Origin of the sequence: Pseudarthrobacter sp. NPDC058196, from assembly GCF_042882685.1 — a bacterium.
In the GTDB taxonomy this organism is placed as follows: Bacteria; Actinomycetota; Actinomycetes; order Actinomycetales; family Micrococcaceae; genus Arthrobacter.
Window position 1 is genome coordinate 69,126 of record NZ_JBHVVN010000010.1, and the last position, 17,678, is coordinate 86,803.

15 protein-coding genes and 1 tRNA gene are annotated in these 17,678 nt (G+C 67.0%); 9 read left to right on the top strand and 7 right to left on the bottom strand.

The window, feature by feature from the left end; translation table 11 throughout:
- Positions 1-22 precede the first annotated feature (22 nt).
- The gene (fdhD, locus tag ACFVVC_RS15320) at positions 23-907 is read left to right on the top strand and encodes a formate dehydrogenase accessory sulfurtransferase FdhD (protein ID WP_387454925.1); all 885 of its coding nucleotides are present in this window, start codon (positions 23-25) and stop codon (positions 905-907) included.
- Positions 908-1,006: 99 nt separating this feature from the next.
- On the top strand, positions 1,007-4,036 hold the full coding sequence (locus ACFVVC_RS15325) for an alpha-mannosidase (RefSeq protein ID WP_387454928.1): 3,030 nt from the start codon (positions 1,007-1,009) through the stop codon (positions 4,034-4,036).
- Between the two features lie 210 nt (positions 4,037-4,246).
- Here the strand turns inward: ACFVVC_RS15325 and ACFVVC_RS15330 are convergent, their stop codons facing one another.
- Together ACFVVC_RS15330 and ACFVVC_RS15335 are read right to left on the bottom strand one after the other, a co-directional pair.
- The gene (locus ACFVVC_RS15330; protein WP_387454931.1) at positions 4,247-4,981 is read right to left on the bottom strand and encodes a hypothetical protein; all 735 of its coding nucleotides are present in this window, start codon (positions 4,979-4,981) and stop codon (positions 4,247-4,249) included.
- Complete coding sequence (locus ACFVVC_RS15335; RefSeq protein WP_387454934.1) at positions 4,978-5,709, bottom strand: hypothetical protein; 732 nt, start codon at positions 5,707-5,709, stop codon at positions 4,978-4,980. Before ACFVVC_RS15335 ends, ACFVVC_RS15330 begins: the two co-directional genes overlap by 4 nt.
- A gap of 253 nt (positions 5,710-5,962) precedes the next feature.
- Here ACFVVC_RS15335 and ACFVVC_RS15340 point away from each other — a divergent pair, with 253 nt between their 5' ends.
- Complete coding sequence (locus tag ACFVVC_RS15340; RefSeq protein ID WP_387454937.1) at positions 5,963-7,624, top strand: ABC-F family ATP-binding cassette domain-containing protein; 1,662 nt, start codon at positions 5,963-5,965, stop codon at positions 7,622-7,624.
- A 2-nt stretch (positions 7,625-7,626) separates the two neighbouring features.
- Complete coding sequence (locus tag ACFVVC_RS15345; RefSeq protein ID WP_387454940.1) at positions 7,627-9,540, top strand: ABC transporter ATP-binding protein; 1,914 nt, start codon at positions 7,627-7,629, stop codon at positions 9,538-9,540.
- On the opposite strand, the gene ACFVVC_RS15350 is transcribed toward ACFVVC_RS15345, so the two are convergent.
- The 3 genes from ACFVVC_RS15350 to ACFVVC_RS15360 form a co-directional block, all read right to left on the bottom strand.
- Positions 9,537-9,959, bottom strand: coding sequence for an NUDIX domain-containing protein (locus tag ACFVVC_RS15350; RefSeq protein ID WP_387454943.1), 423 nt, complete (start codon positions 9,957-9,959; stop codon positions 9,537-9,539). The genes ACFVVC_RS15345 and ACFVVC_RS15350 overlap by 4 nt on opposite strands.
- Positions 9,956-10,441: a DUF6314 family protein gene (locus ACFVVC_RS15355; RefSeq protein WP_387454946.1), complete on the bottom strand. Its 486-nt coding sequence runs from the start codon at positions 10,439-10,441 to the stop codon at positions 9,956-9,958. Before ACFVVC_RS15355 ends, ACFVVC_RS15350 begins: the two co-directional genes overlap by 4 nt.
- Before the next feature lies 1 nt (position 10,442).
- Positions 10,443-10,515, bottom strand: a tRNA-Arg gene (locus ACFVVC_RS15360).
- A gap of 82 nt (positions 10,516-10,597) precedes the next feature.
- On the opposite strand from ACFVVC_RS15360, the gene ACFVVC_RS15365 reads away from it, so the two are divergent.
- Entirely contained in the window at positions 10,598-11,368 is a 771-nt protein-coding gene (locus ACFVVC_RS15365; protein ID WP_387454949.1) for a DUF998 domain-containing protein, read from the top strand.
- On the opposite strand, the gene ACFVVC_RS15370 is transcribed toward ACFVVC_RS15365, so the two are convergent.
- Positions 11,365-11,994 carry a hypothetical protein gene (locus ACFVVC_RS15370; RefSeq protein ID WP_387454952.1) on the bottom strand — a complete coding sequence of 210 codons (630 nt, stop codon included), beginning with the start codon at positions 11,992-11,994 and terminating at the stop codon, positions 11,365-11,367. The genes ACFVVC_RS15365 and ACFVVC_RS15370 overlap by 4 nt on opposite strands.
- 32 nt (positions 11,995-12,026) lie before the next feature.
- Between ACFVVC_RS15370 and ACFVVC_RS15375 the strand changes: the two genes are divergently transcribed.
- A complete protein-coding gene (locus tag ACFVVC_RS15375) occupies positions 12,027-12,857 on the top strand; it encodes an inositol monophosphatase family protein (protein WP_387454954.1) in 831 nt (276 codons plus the stop codon).
- An 84-nt stretch (positions 12,858-12,941) separates the two neighbouring features.
- Positions 12,942-15,428: a DNA helicase PcrA gene (gene pcrA / locus ACFVVC_RS15380; RefSeq protein ID WP_387455308.1), complete on the top strand. Its 2,487-nt coding sequence runs from the start codon at positions 12,942-12,944 to the stop codon at positions 15,426-15,428.
- Between the two features lie 46 nt (positions 15,429-15,474).
- Here pcrA and ACFVVC_RS15385 read toward each other — a convergent pair whose 3' ends face one another.
- Positions 15,475-16,056: a TetR/AcrR family transcriptional regulator gene (locus ACFVVC_RS15385; protein WP_387454957.1), complete on the bottom strand. Its 582-nt coding sequence runs from the start codon at positions 16,054-16,056 to the stop codon at positions 15,475-15,477.
- 121 nt (positions 16,057-16,177) lie between these two features.
- Here ACFVVC_RS15385 and ACFVVC_RS15390 point away from each other — a divergent pair, with 121 nt between their 5' ends.
- Entirely contained in the window at positions 16,178-16,855 is a 678-nt protein-coding gene (locus ACFVVC_RS15390; RefSeq protein WP_387454960.1) for an NADPH-dependent F420 reductase, read from the top strand.
- A 56-nt stretch (positions 16,856-16,911) separates the two neighbouring features.
- Positions 16,912-17,619 carry a hypothetical protein gene (locus ACFVVC_RS15395; protein ID WP_387454963.1) on the top strand — a complete coding sequence of 236 codons (708 nt, stop codon included), beginning with the start codon at positions 16,912-16,914 and terminating at the stop codon, positions 17,617-17,619.
- Positions 17,620-17,678: the final 59 nt, after the last annotated feature.

The window sequence follows — 17,678 nt, forward strand, 5'->3', positions numbered from 1 at the left end:
TCATGACGAGGCAGGCTGGAACATGGGACGCGTAACCCAGCGCCGAAAGGTGCACAAGTACGTATTGGACGGATCGCCGGGTGCGCTGGAATACCCGGTCCGCCACCGCGAAGACGTCCTTGCGGTGGAGGAGCCGCTGGAAATCCGGATTGGCAGGCTTTCCTACTCGGTGACCATGCGCACCCCCGGGGACGACTTTGACCTGGTGGCCGGATTCCTGGTGTCCGAGGGCGTCATCTGGGCTTCGGAGCAACTGGTATCGCTGCGGTTCTGTGCCGGCGAGGACGAGGACGGTGTCCAGACGTTCAACGTGGTGGAGGCCCAGCTGCGGCCCGACGTTGAGGTTCCTGATACCGGGCGGAAGGTCTACACCTCCAGTTCCTGCGGCATCTGCGGAACGGACTCCATCGATGCAGTCCAAAAGTCCTCGCACTTCAGCCCGCAGTCGGATCCGCTGACAGTCGATGCGGAGGTCCTGGCGTCGTTGCCTGGGCTGCTGCGGAAATCGCAGCGCCTCTTTGACGATACCGGCGGAGTGCACGCGGCGGGCCTTTTCAGGATTGGGGACGACGGCGAGCCACGCCTGTTGTGCCTGCGCGAGGACGTGGGACGGCACAACGCCGTGGACAAGGTGGTGGGGTGGGCGTTGCGCGAAGGCCTCCTGCCGCTGACCGGCACCGTCCTGCAGGTCTCCGGCCGGGCGTCCTTCGAACTGGTGCAAAAGGCATCCCTCGCCGGAATTCCCGTCCTGGCCGCCGTCAGCGCACCGTCGAGCCTCGCCGTGGAGCTGGCGGAGGCCAATGGGCTGACCGTGGCGGGCTTCAGCCGGGGCACGAGCTTCAACGTCTACTCCGGCGATGCCCGGATCCTGAGGCCGGAAGCTGCCGTCCCGCGCGCCCAGGGGTGAACTCCCGGCTCGAGGGGGTTGGATGCCGGGAAGCCAGCGGGTAGATTTGTCCATCGAATGGACACGATGATCCAGTTCCAAGCTTAAAGAGGACCCATATTGCATGACGACCGCAGGATCACGGAAGTCCGCCTGGCAAGGTTTGTGCGCGAGCGCATCACCCCCGCCGTCTACAGCAGGACGGTCCCGCTTGCCCTGAGCAGCTGGGAGGTCCCCGGCGAACCAGTCCCCGCGCTGGAAGCGATGCGGCAACAGTTCCAGCCGCAGGAACACGGCGCGTCCTGGGGCAAGCCGTGGGGCACCACCTGGCTGCGGCTGCAGGGCGAGGTGCCGGAATCGTGGGGCGGCCCGGACACCGTACTGGAGGTGGTGGTGGACCTCGGGTTCACCACGGAGGCGCCCGGCTTCCAGTGCGAGGGAATCGCCTGGCGTTCAGACGGGTCCATCATCAAAGCGATCTCCCCCCGCAACCAGTACATTCCGCTGAAGCTCCTGGGCAGTGGTATGGCCGTGGACTTCTACGTGGAGGCCGCCGCCAACCCGGACATGGCCCAGGGCTGGACCTTCGCGGCCACTCCGCTGGGCGACAAGGCAACAGCCGGGGGAGCGCCGCAGTACCGGCTTGGGACAATCGCCATCGCTGAACTGAACCAGTGCGTGTGGGAACTCCAGCAGGACATCTGGACCCTGTCCGGCCTGATGGAACAGCTGCCCTTGGAGCTGCCGCGCCGCCACGAGATCCTCAGGGCACTGGAACGCATGCTGGACGTGATGGACCCGGACGACGTCGCCGGGACCGCGCCGGCAGGGCGTGAGGCCCTCGCCGAGGTCATGCGCCGGCCGGCGTACGCCTCTGCGCACCAGCTGGTGGCCACCGGGCATGCCCACATCGACTCGGCGTGGCTCTGGCCCGTCCGCGAAACCATCCGCAAATGCGCCAGGACGTTCTCCAACGTCGTGGCCCTGATGGACGAAAACCCGGACTTTGTCTTTTCCTGCTCCTCCGCCCAGCAGCTGGCCTGGATCAAGGAGTACTACCCGGAGTTGTTCGGACGGATCCGCGAGAAGGTGCGCGGCGGCCAGTTCGTTCCGGTCGGCGGCATGTGGGTGGAATCGGATACGAATATGCCCGGCGGCGAAGCGATGGCCCGGCAGTTCGTGGAGGGCAAGGGCTTCTTCCTTTCCGAGTTCGGTATCGAGTGCAGGGAGGCCTGGCTGCCGGACTCGTTCGGGTACAGCGCGGCGCTTCCCCAGATCGTCAAAGCGGCAGGCAGCCGCTGGTTCCTCACGCAGAAGATCTCGTGGAACCAGACCAACAGGATGCCGCACCACACCTTTAACTGGGAGGGCATCGACGGCACCCGGCTGTTCACCCATTTCCCGCCGGTGGACACCTATAACTCGGACCTCAGCGGCCGCGACCTGGCCCACGCCGAACGCAACTACCGGGACCATGGACGCGGCAGCATGTCCCTGGTGCCTTTTGGCTATGGCGACGGCGGCGGCGGTCCCACGCGGGAGATGCTGGCTGCCGCAGCCCGCACCCGGGACCTGGAAGGATCACCCAAGGTGCGGATCGGGTCTGCGGAGAGCTTCTTCCGGCAGGCCGAGGACGACTACCAAGGACTGCCCGTCTGGGTGGGCGAGATGTACCTGGAGCTTCACCGCGGGACCTACACCAGCCAGGCGCGGACCAAGAAAGGCAACCGGCGCAGCGAACACCTGCTGCGCGAGGCGGAGTTGTGGTGCGCCACGGCTTCGATTCGAACCGGCGGCGACTACGAGTACCCCGCCGCGGAACTCCGGCGGCTCTGGCACTTGGTGCTGCTGCAGCAGTTCCACGACATCCTGCCGGGCAGTTCCATTGCCTGGGTGCACCAGGATGCCGAGCGGAACTACCGGGCCATCGAAACGGCCCTCGAGGCAATCATTGGCCAGGCAGCATCAGCCATGCTGGGTCCGGGCGAACAGGAGTTCCTGCTTAATGCGGCCCCGCATGCGCGGCAGGGTGTTCCGGCGCTCGCCGCAGGCCGGCCCGTGGCCGCGCCGGAAGCCGTACAAGCCACCAGCGACGGCGACTGCCTGATCCTGGACAACGGCATCATCCGGGCCGTGGTGGACTCCGACGGACTCCTGGTTTCCCTCCGCGACCATGCCACCGGCCGCGAGGCCATCGCCCCCGGCCAGCGTGGCAACCTGCTGGAGCTGCACCGCGACACGCCCAATGAATGGGACGCCTGGGACATCGACGAGTTCTACCGGCGCAACGTCACGCCGCTGCGGCACGCCGAATCGGTCCGGCTGGCCACTGAGGGGGCGTGCGCCGTCGTGGTCGTGGACCGGCTGGCAGGTGCGTCGCCGCTCACGCAGCGCCTCACCCTTGCGCCAGGCAGCCCGTCCCTGGAAATCACCACCACGGTCGACTGGCAGGAGCGCGAGAAGCTGCTCAAGCTGGGCTTCGCCCTGGATGTGCGGGCCGACCGGTCGGCGGCGGAAACCCAGTTCGGCCATGTCTTCCGGCCCACGCACACCAACACCTCCTGGGAGGCCGCGAAGTTCGAAATCTGCGCCCACCGGTGGATCCACGTTGGCGAACCCGGCTACGGCGTGGCTGTTTCCAACTCGTCCACATACGGCCACGATGTGGGCAGGAGCGTCAGGGAAGCCGACGGCGGTACGACCACGACAGTGCGTTTGTCCCTGCTGCGTGCACCCAAGTTCCCCGATCCCGACGCCGACCGCGGCCGCCACGAGTTGACGGTGGCCATCCGCCCCGGGGCCGGCATCGCCGAAGCCATCGAGGAAGGGTACCGGACCAACCTGGCACCCCGGCTGGTACGCGGCGCGGCGCCGGTGGAGCCACTGTTCACGGTCAGCAATCCTGCACTGGTGGTCGAAGCGGTCAAGTGTGCGCAAGACGGTTCCGGCGACGTGGTGGTGCGGCTCTACGAGTCCTTGGGACAGCGCTCAGCCGGGCGCATCACCGCCAATTTCCCGGTCCGTGGAGTGGTGGCTACGGACCTGCTGGAGCGGGCAGATGAAGCGCCGGGAGTTGTTCCGGACGGGAGCGGGGCCGGGCTCAGCCTGCGGCCGTTCCAGCTGGTCACCCTGCGCTTCACCCGGCAATAGCGAGTGCGCGGGCGGGCAAAAGGCCCTTAAACAGGCTGAGTGGGGGCGGTCCCCAACGATCCGCCACCACTCATCCCCCCAATGTGTGCAAAGGCATCCGGGACGGCCCGGCGATTCAGAATTTATCCCCGTTCAAAAGCGCCTGGCCTGCCCGCCTTCACACATTCATGATTGTGTCACACACTAATGATTTTGTGAAAGCTGGAAAGGTTACATTTCGGTAGATGTCTTTCGGGACCTCGCCTGGCGGTTCACTACCCGGGCCGTCCAGATCAGGGCCAGCCCGACGACGTAGCAGAGGACAGCCGAGTAATTGATGATGAATTCCACGGCATTCATGGCCGGCGGGATCAAAGGAAAGAGCAGGGTCAGGGCAACGGCTGCCCCGCCCAAGGCCAGCAACGCCGCGGCAATCCGCACCAGGAGGGGCAGGCGTTCCTGCACTGCGCGCACCATGGGCGGTACCAGGGCAAGGGCAACGAAGGCCGGGTACGCCCGGCCCGCGGCGCCGTAGTACTCGACCAGCGCGTGATTGCGTGCATCCTTGGCAGAGATGGCCATCAACCCTGCGGAGGAGCCTGACGTGTCCATCAGCAGGAACAGCCCAACCATCACGGCCGAGATGGTGACCAGGACCATGATCCCCGTTCTTCCCGTGATCAGCCGGTAGGCGCCGTCAGCGCCGAAGCCCCGGGAGACCCGGACGCCCAGGAAGAAGATGGCGCCGAAGACGACGAAGCGAAGGACCAGGTTGGCGAGGTTGATCCCACCCAGGGCCTGGTCGATGACCAGGTAGGGGGCCTGGATGCTCAGCAGGATGGCAAGCGTCATCAAGCCGAAGATGCCGAACAAGGAACGGTTTTCGCCGCGGAGGGCGCTGGGAATGCGCGCTGCCGCCACGAGCCCGCAAAGGGCCAGTGTGCTCCACTGGAGGGTCTCGATCATCCCAGGTTCTCCCATATTTTTTCCGTTTGCGCCTGGTCCTGTTCATGCCGGCGCAGCACTTTCCCCAGTGCCTGCAGCCTGTCTCCTGCGAGTACGGTGAGTTCGCCGTCGGAGAGACTGTCCAGTGCCGCCTGCCGGGCCCCGGCGGGCCAGCCGGCTTCCTCTTCGGTGACAAGTCCCGTTGCCACCAGGCCGCCCACCGGGCCCACCCCGGCGGCCACGGCGGTGGCCATGGCGAGTTCGGGGGAGAGCCGGTTGGCAGTCAGCTGGGCTGAATAGTTTTGCGGAGCCACGCCCGTGCTGGCCGACACCCGTTGCCGGACCTCGCCGTCGTCGATCGCATCAACCCAGTTCTTCACCGAAGTGGCGTGCGGGGCCGGGCCCAGGGCGGGCGCCGAAGCTCCCTGGACAGGGTCCATTGCGGACCGGGACAAGAGGGCCCGCAGGAGGTCGGGCGTGGAAATCTGGCTCACCAGCTCGCATTTGGTGGGCGGGTGGGGCGGACCGGCCAGGACGCGGTAGTCCTCGAAGCCGGCCAGCGAAGCGACCGGGTTGGCGTGGTAGGCGCGGCTGATGCTGACCACCGTGTTGACTGCCACCTTTCCCCGGACCAGCTGCTGGGCGAGCGTGGTGCGCTTGATCCCGGAAACCCGGCAGACGTCCGCAGTGCTGGCATCGGGGGCGATGCTTTGCAGCCAGCGTTGAAACGCCTTGGCGGGAATGGTCATGAAAAGCCCTCTGCAGAACGGGTGATGGTGTGGATAACTTTACCGTGCCGGCCGGTCCGCAGCCGTGCCGCGGATTTTGCCCGCGCCCCACATTCGTCTATAGTTGATGGTCGAGCCCGTTGGTCCGTACACCCCCCAAGTCCGGACCAGCGGGTTCTTCTATGTCCTGCAGCCCCAGCGGCGCTGCGGCCCCGTAACCGCTGCTGCGCCGGCCGCATATTGGCTGCCCGGGCAGCGGCGAAAGGACGAATCAATGACTGCAACCCTCGTTGCCAAGGACGTCTCCGGCGGCCACGGCCACCGTGTGCTCTTCTCCGGGCTTTCGCTGACGGTCGCCCCCGGCGACGTCGTCGGGGTGGTGGGAGCGAACGGCGCCGGGAAGTCCACCCTGTTGCGCCTCCTCGCCGGCGTGGACCAACCCCAGGGCGGTTCCATCAGCCTTGCCCCGGCGGACGCCTTCGTTGGGTGGCTGCCGCAGGAGCACGAGCGACTCCCGGGTGAAACCGTGGCCGGGTACATTGCCCGCCGGACCGGCTGTGCGGAAGCGACCCTGCAGATGGAAACCAGTGCGGAAGGCCTGGGCTCCGGCGCGCCCGGGGCAGATGATGCCTACTCCCGGGCGTTCGACCGCTGGATGGCCTCCGGCGCTGCGGACCTCGATGACCGCATCCCCGCTGTCCTGGCCGACCTCGGGCTGGACGCGGGCCCGGATGCGCTGATGACCGGGTTGTCCGGCGGCCAGGCCGCCCGGGTTGCCTTGGCTGCCCTGCTGCTGAGCCGCTTCGACGTGGTGCTCCTCGATGAGCCCACGAACGATCTGGACCTCGCCGGATTGGCCACCCTGGAGAACTTTGTCCAGGGGCTCCGCGGCGGTGTGGTGCTGGTCAGCCACGACCGTGAGTTCCTGGCCCGCTGCGTGACGCGGGTGGTTGAGCTGGACCTCGCCCAGAACAGCGTGGCCGTTTACGACGGCGGCTACGATGCCTTCCTCGAGGAACGCGCGGTGGCGCGCCGGCACGCCCGCGAGAAGTACGAGGACTTTGCGGCCACCAAGGCAGACCTGGTGTCCCGCGCACGGACCCAGCGGGAGTGGAGCTCCCAGGGCGTCCGGAACGCCATGAAGAAGAACCCGGACAATGACAAGATCCGGCGCGCCGCCAGCACGGAGTCGTCTGAGAAGCAGGCCCAGAAGGTCCGGCAAATGGAGTCCCGCATCGCCCGGCTGGATGTGGTGGAGGAGCCCCGCAAGGAATGGCAGCTCCAGTTCAGCATCGGCCAGGCACCCCGCTCCAGCGCCGTCGTCGCCACGCTGCGAGACGTGGTGGCCCGCCAGGGGGACTTCACCCTGGGGCCGGTGAACCTCCAGCTCAACGGCGGGGAACGCATCGGGATTACCGGGCCCAACGGCGCCGGCAAGTCGACCTTGCTGCGGCTGCTGCTGGGCACCCAGGAGCCGGACGACGGCGAAGCCTCCATGGGTGCCTCCGTCGCCGTCGGCGAAATCGACCAGGCCCGCGGGCTGCTTGACGGTGCACGGCCCCTGGGCGACGCCGTAGAGGCCGTGCTGGCCGATTGGAACAGCGCCGACGTCCGCACCCTCTTGGCCAAGTTCGGCCTGAAGGCGGACCACACGTCCCGGACCGTGGATTCCCTGTCCCCGGGGGAGCGGACCCGGGCTGCCCTGGCGCTGCTTCAGGCGCGCGGGGTGAACCTGCTGGTGCTGGACGAACCCACCAACCACCTCGACCTGCCCGCCATTGAGCAACTGGAAGAGGCCTTGGAAAGCTACGACGGCGCCCTGTTGCTGGTCACCCACGACCGCAGGCTGCTCGAAAATGTTCGGCTCGACTCACGGTGGCACCTGGAAGACGGCATGGTCCAGGAACTCCACCACACTGCAAGCCAGGAGAAATAACCATGAGCATGGACCGCGTGGCCTGGAGCTCGCTCTATAACATCAGCACCGCCAAGAGCGGCTCGAAGCCGTTTTCCAAGGAAACCCTGAAACGGGTGCTGGCCTTCGCCGCCCCGCACAAGGGCAAGCTCATCGCCTTTGTGCTGTCCTCCATCGCCGCGGCTTTCCTGGCCGTCGCCACCCCGGTGCTCGCCGGCCAGGTGGTTGACGCCATCATCGCCAAGGCCACCGCCGGCACGGTGATCTGGCTGGCAGTCCTGATTGCCATCGTCGCTGTCGCGGAGGCCGGGGTGGGACTGTTGACCCGCTGGCTGTCCTCGACCATCGGTGAAGGGGTCATCGTTGACCTGCGCACCCGGGTGTTCGACCACGTGCAGCGGATGCCCATTGCCTTCTTCACCCGCACCAGGACGGGAGCCCTGGTCAGCCGCCTCAACAACGACGTCATCGGGGCGCAGTCGGCTTTCGCCGGGACCTTGTCCGGCGTCGTGAGCAACTCGGTGGCGCTGATCCTGACGCTGGCCGTGATGCTCAACAGGTCCTGGTTGGTGACTGTCCTCGCAATGGTGCTGCTGCCGATCTTCCTGATCCCGGCCCGGCGCATGGGCTCCAAACTGGCAGACCTGCGCCGCGAGGCCGCAGCGCACAATGCCGCCATGGGCACCCAGATGACGGAGCGGTTCTCCGCGCCGGGCGCCACCCTGGTGAAGCTGTTCGGCCGCCCGGATGAAGAGTCCCGGGAATTTGCCGCCCGCGCGGGCCGGGTACGTGACATCGGCGTCCGGATGGCCATGCTGCAGTTCACGTTCGTCACGGCCCTGACCCTGGTGTCCGCGCTGGCGCTGGCCCTGGTGTACGGCCTGGGCGGCTGGCTTGCCCTTGTCGGACAGCTCGCGCCCGGTGACGTGGTGGTCCTGGCGCTCCTCCTGACCCGGCTCTACGCCCCGCTTACGGCGCTGTCCAACGCCCGGGTGGAAGTCATGAGCGCGCTGGTCAGCTTTGAACGCGTCTTTGAAATCCTTGACCTGAAGCCGCTCATCCAACAGAAGCCGGACGCCGTGCCCGTGCCTGCCGGTCCTGTGTCGGTCGAATTCGACGACGTCAGCTTCGCCTACCCCTCGGCGGACAAGGTCTCATTGGCATCGCTCGAAGACGTCTCGACGCTGGACACCCGCGGCGGCGACGAAGTGCTGCACGGCATCAGCTTCCGCGTGGAGCCTGGCCAGACGGTGGCGCTGGTGGGCTCCTCCGGGGCGGGCAAGTCCACGATCGCCCAGCTGCTGTCGCGGCTGTACGACGTCGATTCGGGCGCCGTGCGGCTGGGCGGTAACAGGCCGGGGACCGGCCTGGACGTGCGGGACACCACCTTCGATTCGCTGCGCGACACCCTGGGCATGGTGACCCAGGACGGGCACCTGTTCCATGAATCCATCGCCTCCAACCTGCGCCTCGCCCGCCCGGACGCCACCCAGGAGGACATGTGGGACGTGCTCCGGCAGGCACGGCTGGAGAGCATGATCCGGTCCCTGCCGGACGGGCTGGACACCGTGGTGGGGGAGCGGGGCTACCGGCTCTCCGGCGGCGAACGCCAGCGGTTGACCATCGCGCGGCTCCTCATCGCGCAGCCCCGCGTCGTCATCCTTGACGAGGCCACGGCGGCACTGGACTCGACGAACGAAGCCGCCGTCCAGGCGGCCCTGGGCGCCGCGCTCGAGGGCCGGACCGCCGTCGTGATTGCCCACCGGCTCTCCACCGTCCGTGCCGCCGACGCCATCCTGGTGGTGGAAGACGGCCGGATTGTCGAACGCGGAACCCATACCGAACTCCTGGCCGCAGGCGGCCGCTACTCCGAGCTCTACCGGACCCAGTTCGCCGAAGCCACCGCCGTTGCGGAGGAAGCCGTCCCTGAGTTCTAGCGGCGCGGCGGCCGCATGGCCAGCACTGGCAGGATATGGTCCGTGAGCAGCGGTGCGAGGTCGCCCGGGAGGGATGCGCCGTCCCTCCCGGCATAGTCCAGCCAACGGATCTCGGCGATCTCCGCGGCCGGGTTGGCCTGCCAGGTTCCCGGCGCGATGAAGACGGTGGCCTCGATGTCGGTGGCGGCCTCGTTGGCAGCATCGGCCACCCAGACCCCCATCAGTTCCAGCTCCTGGGGGCGGACAACGATGCCCACTTCTTCGGCCAGCTCGCGGGCCGCGGCCTGGACGGCAGTTTCGCCCGGCTCCGGCTTGCCGCCGGGGTGCATGAACATGGCCGTGCCGCGTTTCCGGACGGTCAGGAGCCGCCCGGCGTCATCGAACACACAGACGGCGGAGACCACGATGAGATCCTTCACGGTTCCTGCCGGACCAGGCGTGAGACCAGCAGCAGGTCCTTGCGGGGGCCGGTCACGTCCCAGCTGTAGCTGAAGGAGTTAGGGCCCAGGCAGGTGTACGACACGCGGTAGGTATCGGGGTCGCACCAGTGGGCGGCCAGACTGGCGTCCGGGGTAAAGCTCATCCGGTGGAACGGGCGGCCGTCCGGGAAGAACACGTCCAAAGCGTCCGGCCGCGGGGATGCCTTCAGCACGTACTCCCGCGAGGCGGGACCGGTGAAAGCAGGCCAGCGCATGGTGCCTTCCTCACGAAGGGCAAGGCCGTCGTCGTCCGTTGGGGTGAAGAGCACGACGCCGGCAAAGGTTCCGCGGGTGCCGTCCGCCCTGTCCAGGAGGTCCCGCTCCACCCGCCAGCGTCCCGGCTGCGCCGGGGCGGCGGGACCGTCCGCCGGGCTGCCCAGGAGGTAGGCGCGTAGGCGGGACTGCGGGGAACGGAGGTTCAAGTGCCCTCGATTGGAATCGAACCAACGACACCGGCTTTAGGAGAGCCGTGCTCTATCCACTGAGCTACGAGGGCGGGCATCCGGCAACCGGCGGGGCCGGTCCGTCCGGACACGGTTACAAGCATACAAGGTGCCGGGCCGTACTACGCTCAAAGCATGAGTCCAGCCCCGACTGCCGCTCCCGCTGCCGCCTACCTGCCGGACACCGCGTCCACCCGGCACTACATCGGCGCCTGGTCCGTGCTGAGCGTACTGCAGTACTTCCTCGCTGAGGCGGTGGTGGCCATCGGCTGGGCCGGCCCGCGTCCGTATGACCTCCGGACCGGGTACATCAGCGACCTTGGTGCCCTGCACTGCGGCGTCCATGCCGGGCGGCAGGTGTGCTCGCCGCTGAACTGGCTGATGAACGCCTCGTTCGTCATCCAAGGCCTTGGACTGCTGCTGGGTGCCGTGCTGCTGACCTCGGGGCTGCTGTGCGTAGCAGCTCGGCATGGGGCCCGGGTTGACCGCGCGCACCGGAAACCGTTGCTGGCCGCCGTGTGGGTACGGGTGCTGACCGGGGCCGCGGGGGCCGGGACCGTGGTGGTGGGGCTGGTCCCGGAAGACGCCGGCTCACCCTGGCATTATGTGGGGGCCATAACCTACTTCCTGTCCGGTGGGGCCGCCCTGCTCGTCCTGGGCATCCTCTGGCTGCGGCAGACCGGGATGGCCTGGTTCATCCTGGTGTGCGGCGGCGTCTCGCTGGCGGCCCTGGCCACGGGATTGCTGACCCGCATGAGCGTGCCCGAGCCTGGCACGCTGGAACGGCTGATGGGCTATCCGGTGACGGTGGGGATGGCCGCCGCGGGTTTGGTCATTGCACAGCGGGTACACCGGCACCGGAAGGAACGGCGGGCAGCGGCGCGCGCTGCCGCGGCAATCTCCTAGCGGTTCCTGCGGGTCTTGCCCGTCCCCACGAAGATTGCTGCCGCGCCCGCAACCAGGCTCAGAACCAGAAGCACCCACCCCGCAACGGTGAGGCCGGACGCCAAGGCAACCTGGCCGGCGTCGGGACCTGCCGTGCCCATCATGGCGTCAATGGCCACGTTCCCGCTGAGGCGGACCACCACGAAGAGCATCGGCAACGCCCAGAGCGCCCAGCGCAGCGCCCTCCGGGCCACGCTGGTGCCGATGAGAAGCAGCCACGTGAATCCGAAGATCAGCGGGAAAAGCGTCCCGGCGGTCTTGTGGACGTAGCTGAGCTGGCCCAAGGCGTCGCTGTTCATGACCCCCTGCAGCCGTCCGATATAGCCGGCATCGAAACCGCCCACCAGCGAATCCGGCATGGCCATTTCCTGGGAGAGTTGCGTGAGTTGGGTCAGGGTCAGAAGGTGCAAGTACCAGAACAGGAACAGGCTGGCCACCACGCCGGCAATCACAATCAGGTTGCTGTTGCCTTGCGCCTTTTCCGGCGTGCGCTCCGTGGTGGGGTTGACCACCGGCGGCAGGTGATGCTGCGGCACGGCAGCGTTCGCGCCGTGCTTCTTGATGCGTTGGGCAGGGGTTTTGGCCATGGCACCATTATCCCGCCCCATAAACTGGACCCATGACCACTGGCCGACACAGCGCAGCTGTTCTTGACCCCTCATTGGACGACTACGAACTGGCGGCGGCGCTGGTCCGCGAGGCCGGACAGCTGGCGCTCCTTATGCGCATGGCCGGCCTGGAATCCGAACAGAAGACCTCCGTATCCGACGTGGTGACCGCCGCCGACCACGCCGCCGAGGCCTACGTGCTGGAACAGCTGCGTCGCTGCCGGCCGGAAGACGGCATCCTGGGCGAAGAGGGCGCGTCCGTCCAGGGGACCAGCGGCCGGACCTGGGTGATCGACCCCGTGGACGGCACGTACAACTTCCTGCATGGCTCCACCTACTGGTGTTCAGCCATAGCGCTCAAGGATTCCGCCGACGTGCTGCTCGGCGCCGTATTCCAGCCGGAGGAGGACAAACTCTGGCTCGGCGGCCGGGACCGGCCCGCCACCCGCAACAGCGAACCGCTCACGGTCTTCGCCGACGCCGGCGGCAAACGGAACACCACCCCGGTGGCCGAACTTGGCGCCGCCACCTACATCCACCCCACGTGGCTGATGGACCCCTTGTGCGCCATGCCGTGGCACGCAGCGGCGACGTCCGCCGCGTCCCTCCGCATGCTGGGCTCGGGTTCCTGCGACCTGGGCCGGGTCGCGGACGGCCAGCTGGGGTGCTGGTTCCAGCACAGCTGCCCCGAGTGGGACTGGCTGCCGGGCAAGGCAATTGTCCGTGCAGCCGGGGGTGCCGTTGATACCGTCCAGGTCAACGGCTTGGAGTGGTTCCTGGCCGGAGGAACGACGGCGGTCCGGGAGTTGCGTGCGGCCCTCCTGTCAGGCTCGGTGGCCTAGGCACCACCGCGGGCACACAACCCGTAATCCACAGCCTGGAAGGCGTTGTCGGTCCCACCGCCTAGACTTGTAGGCACCATGGATATGTTGTTTGACCCATACTCTGACGGGCCGTTCAAGGCCGCTCCTTCCACCACCGCCCGCACCAAGTCGCCCTCCGAAGGCGCCATTGCGGTCCCCGGGGGCGGGGGAGGCGTGCGCGCAGGACAGGCACCGGAAGGGCATTCCCGGGGCCACCGCCCGGATGCTGCCGCGTTGCTGGAAGGGTTGAACCCGCAGCAGGAAGAGGCGGTCAAACATGCAGGCCCGGCGCTGCTGATCGTCGCCGGTGCAGGATCCGGCAAGACCCGCGTGCTCAGTAACCGGATTGCCTACCTGATCGCCACCGGCCGTGCACACCATGGCGAAATCCTGGCTATCACCTTCACCAACAAAGCGGCCGCCGAAATGCGGGAGCGCATCGAAGCGCTGGTGGGCGGACGCGCGAAGATCATGTGGATCTCCACGTTCCACTCGTCCTGCGTGCGCATCCTGCGGCAGGAGGCAGCCAACGTCGGGCTGAAATCAAACTTCTCCATCTACGACTCCGCCGACTCCCTGCGGCTGGTCACCCAGGTCTCCAAGGCCCTGGACCTGGACCCCAAGAAGTTCGCGCCCAAGGCTATCCAGCACAAGATCTCCGCGTTGAAGAACGAACTGATCGACGCCGACTCCTTTGCCTCCGAGGCGAACTACAACGATCCGTTCGAACACGCCGTCGCGGACGTCTACAAGGGATACACCCAGCGCCTCCGGCAGGCCAACGCGATGGACTTTGACGACCTCATCGCCGAGACCGTCTACATGTTCCGGGCCTTCCCGGCTCTTGCCGAGTCCTACCGCCGCCGGTTCCGCCACGTCCTGGTGGACGAATACCAGGACACCAACCACGCCCAGTACGCGCTGGTGCGCGAAATTGTGGGCGAAGGGCCGGGCGCCTCGGAACTGACCGTGGTGGGCGACTCCGACCAGTCCATCTACGCCTTCCGCGGTGCTGACATCCGCAACATCGTGGAATTCGAAAAGGACTACCCCGAAGCCCGGACCATCAAGCTGGAGCAAAATTACCGCTCCACGCAAAATATTTTGAGCGCCGCCAACTCGGTCATCTCGCGCAACCCCAACCGGCCCGAAAAGCGGCTCTGGACGGCCGAAGGCGAAGGCCACAAAATTATCGGTTACGTGGGCGAGAACGAGCACGACGAAGCGCAGTTCATCGCCAAGGAGATCGACCGCCTCCAGGACGAAGACAACCTGCGACCTGGCGATGTCGCCATCTTCTACCGGACCAATGCCCAGTCCCGCTCCATTGAGGACGTCCTGGTGCGCGTAGGCCTGCCCTACAAGGTGGTGGGCGGCACGCGCTTCTACGAACGCAAGGAGATCAAGGACGCCCTGGCGTACCTGCGGGTCCTGGTGAACCCGGACGACGACGTCAACCTCCGCCGGGTGCTGAACGAGCCCAAGCGCGGCATCGGCGACCGCGCCGAAGGTGCGGTGGCGGCCCTCGCCGAGCGGGAACGGACCTCCTTCATGGCGGCCGCCCGGCGAGCCGACCAAGCACCCGGCATGGCCACCCGGTCAGTCAACGCCGTCCTGGGCTTCGTGAAGATGCTGGACGACCTCGCCGAAGTGGCGGCCGGATCCGGCGCCGCGGCAGCACTCGAAGCTGTCCTGGAACAGACCGGATACCTCGCTGCGCTGCGCTCCAGCACCGATCCACAGGACGAGTCCCGGGTGGAAAACCTGGCAGAACTTGTTGCCGTGGTCCGTGAATACGAACAGGAGAACCCCGAGGGCAGCCTGGCCGCATTCCTGGAGCAGGTGTCCCTGGTGGCCGATGCCGATCAAATCCCGGACGCCCCCGGCGCGGACATCGATGCCGCGGTGGCCGAAGCCAAGCGGCTCGGCGTGGTCACACTGATGACCCTGCACACGGCCAAGGGCCTGGAATTCCCGGTGGTGTTCCTCACGGGTATGGAGCACGGACTGTTCCCGCACCAGCGATCCGCTACCGATCCCAAAGAGCTGGCAGAGGAACGCCGGCTGGCCTACGTGGGACTCACCCGCGCCCGCAAGCGGCTGTACGTGACCCGCTCGGAGGTCCGCAGCATGTGGGGGCAGAGCCAGTACAACCCCGCCAGCCAGTTCCTGGAGGAGATTCCCGCCGAGCTCCTGGAGTGGAAACGCGAGGGCACCAGCCGGCAGTCGTGGGCAGGCGGCGGTTCCATCGGGTCCGGCCGTTACAGCGGGTCCTTCTGGGGTGCCGGCACGTCCCGCGGCGCGGCGGCAGATTCTTCCGCCGGGTTCAATGCCGACGTTCCGGCGTTCCTGGCCAAGACCCGGGTGCAACCACAGAAGGAAATCGTCGCCGTCAGCGTGGGGGACAAGGTCAACCACACCAGCTTCGGAAACGGTACGGTCCTGGCCCTCGAAGGGGCGGGGGACAAGACCGTTGCCAAGGTCAAGTTCGACGTCGGAGAGAAGCGCCTGCTCCTGCGCTACGCGCCGTTGACAAAGCTCGACGCCTAAGGGGCGGACGCGCGGCCCGCCGCCACGAATTTATGCGGTTGCGGCTTTAACTGCGTGCCGGACAGGATGCGGCCACCAGGTGGCGGGCCATGTCCACCGCACGCGAGCCATACACGGCACCGTCCAAAACCGCGGCGGTGGCGTAGGCGCCGTTGAGGACAATGAGGAGTTCTTCGGCGAGCCGGTCCGGGTCCCCGGCCCCTGCCTCGGCCGCCAGGGTGTGGAACCAGTCGCGGACCTGTTGCTTGTGCGCGACGGCGGCACGGTGGGCGGGGTGCAATCCTTCGGGGAACTCCGTGTTGGTGTTCAGCATGGGGCACCCCCGGTAGCTGCTCCCGGCGCAGTCGGTGGCCAGTACCTCGAAGACGGCCATTAGCTTGTCCTGCGGAGTTTCTTCCCCGCCGGCGGCGTCACGCATACGCTCGAACCAGGCGTCTGCCCGGCCCTGGACATAGGCGGTGGCCAATGCGTCCTTGGTGGGAAACTGGCGGTACACGGTCGCGTTGCCCACCCCGCACTCTTTGACCACGGTGTCCATGCCCACGGCCCGTATGCCGTGCGCGTAAAACAAGCGCGTGGCCACCTCAAGAACGTTGCGCCGGTTTTCCTCAGCCGTCCTGCGCGCCACAACTCTCCTCCAGTGTGCTCCGATATCGACTGACCCAGTTTGACAGACGGAACGATCCGTCACAAACTTGTGAACGATCCGTCACATCAGGTTTCGGACCCGCCGCCACCAGGAGAACACCATGAAGACAGCAGTACTTGGAACCGGAACGGTGGGCCGGACCATCGCGGCACGCCTCGCGGAGCTCGGCCATTCCGTCACCATCGGCACCCGTGACCCCGGGACCGCCATGTCCCGGACCGAAGCTGACGCCATGGGCAACCAGGCCTTTGGAACCTGGGCAGCGGAGAACCCGGCCATCACGGTGGCACGCTTCTCCGACGCGGCGGAAGGTGCCGGGCTGGTCGTCAACGCAACCAACGGCGGTGCATCGCTCGAGGTGCTGGAACAGGTCGGGGCGGCGAACCTCGATGGCTCGGTGGTCCTGGACATCGCCAACCCGCTCGATTTCAGCAACGGCATGCCCCCCACCCTCTTCGTGAAGGACACCGACTCCCTCGCGGAGCAGATCCAACGGGCCTTCCCCGCCGCCCGCGTCGTCAAGGCACTCAACACCATGAACGCGGACCTGATGGCCCACCCGGGGCAGCTGTCCGACCCCGGATCCGTCTTCGTCTCCGGCAACGATGCCGAAGCCAAGGCCATCGTCACCGCACTCCTGAAGGACTTCGGCCACCAGGACATCATCGACCTTGGCGACATCACCACGGCACGCGGTACCGAAATGCTGCTGCCTGTCTGGCTCCGCCTGTGGGGAGCACTCGGAACGCCTGCCTTCAACTTCAAGATCGTCCGCTGAGCTGACTGGCCAAGCCGCCGGAAGGTCAGGCGGCCCCAACCTTCCGGCGGGGCATAATGGAGCCCATGCGACGGACTGTATGGGGGATGCTCGCCGCCCTTTTCCTGGTGGGTGGCACCGGATGCTCGGTGACAACCAGTGACCCTTCCTATGTTCCGCCGCCTCCCCGACCGCCCATGGAGCAGCTGGAGAAAGCGCCGCTGGCCGACTCGAAGCAGTTTTCCAGCGGCGGGGACGTCCTTTCCTTCATTACCGCGGACCGGACCATCGTTTGCTCGCTCACGTCCGCCCGGGGAGAACACCTGAACCTGCCCTACGAGCAGAACAGTTACAGCAACGCGGCCAACAACAAGCTGCCCATCGTCCCCGTGGCCCACTGCGAGCTCGCCACCTACCCGGCGCCCAAGGCCGCCGAGATCAAGGACGACTGCGCAGGGACCCACCTGGGCTACCTCGGTGGCACAGCCTTGCTGGCGCCGGACAGTGCACGCTACGGCGGGTGCCGTTCCGGCGTCACAACCATGGAGGCAACCTACGGACCCAAGGGAAACAAGGCAGGACCGCTGACCCTTCTGCCCGTGCTTGCCGACGGGCAGAACCTGGAACGCAACGGACTGCGGTGTTCGGCCTACAACCGTGGTGTGGCATGCGGAAACGTCTCTGCCGGCGTCGGATTCTTCGTCTCCACCGAACGTTACGAGCTGATTCCCGGACCGGACAAAAGTGCCGCCGCGCCGCAGGCAGACGCCTCAAAAACCCCGTAAATCCGCGGTTTTTCTACGCCCCATAGAATAGTGTGCTTACTCACATAAGCGGTAGTCTG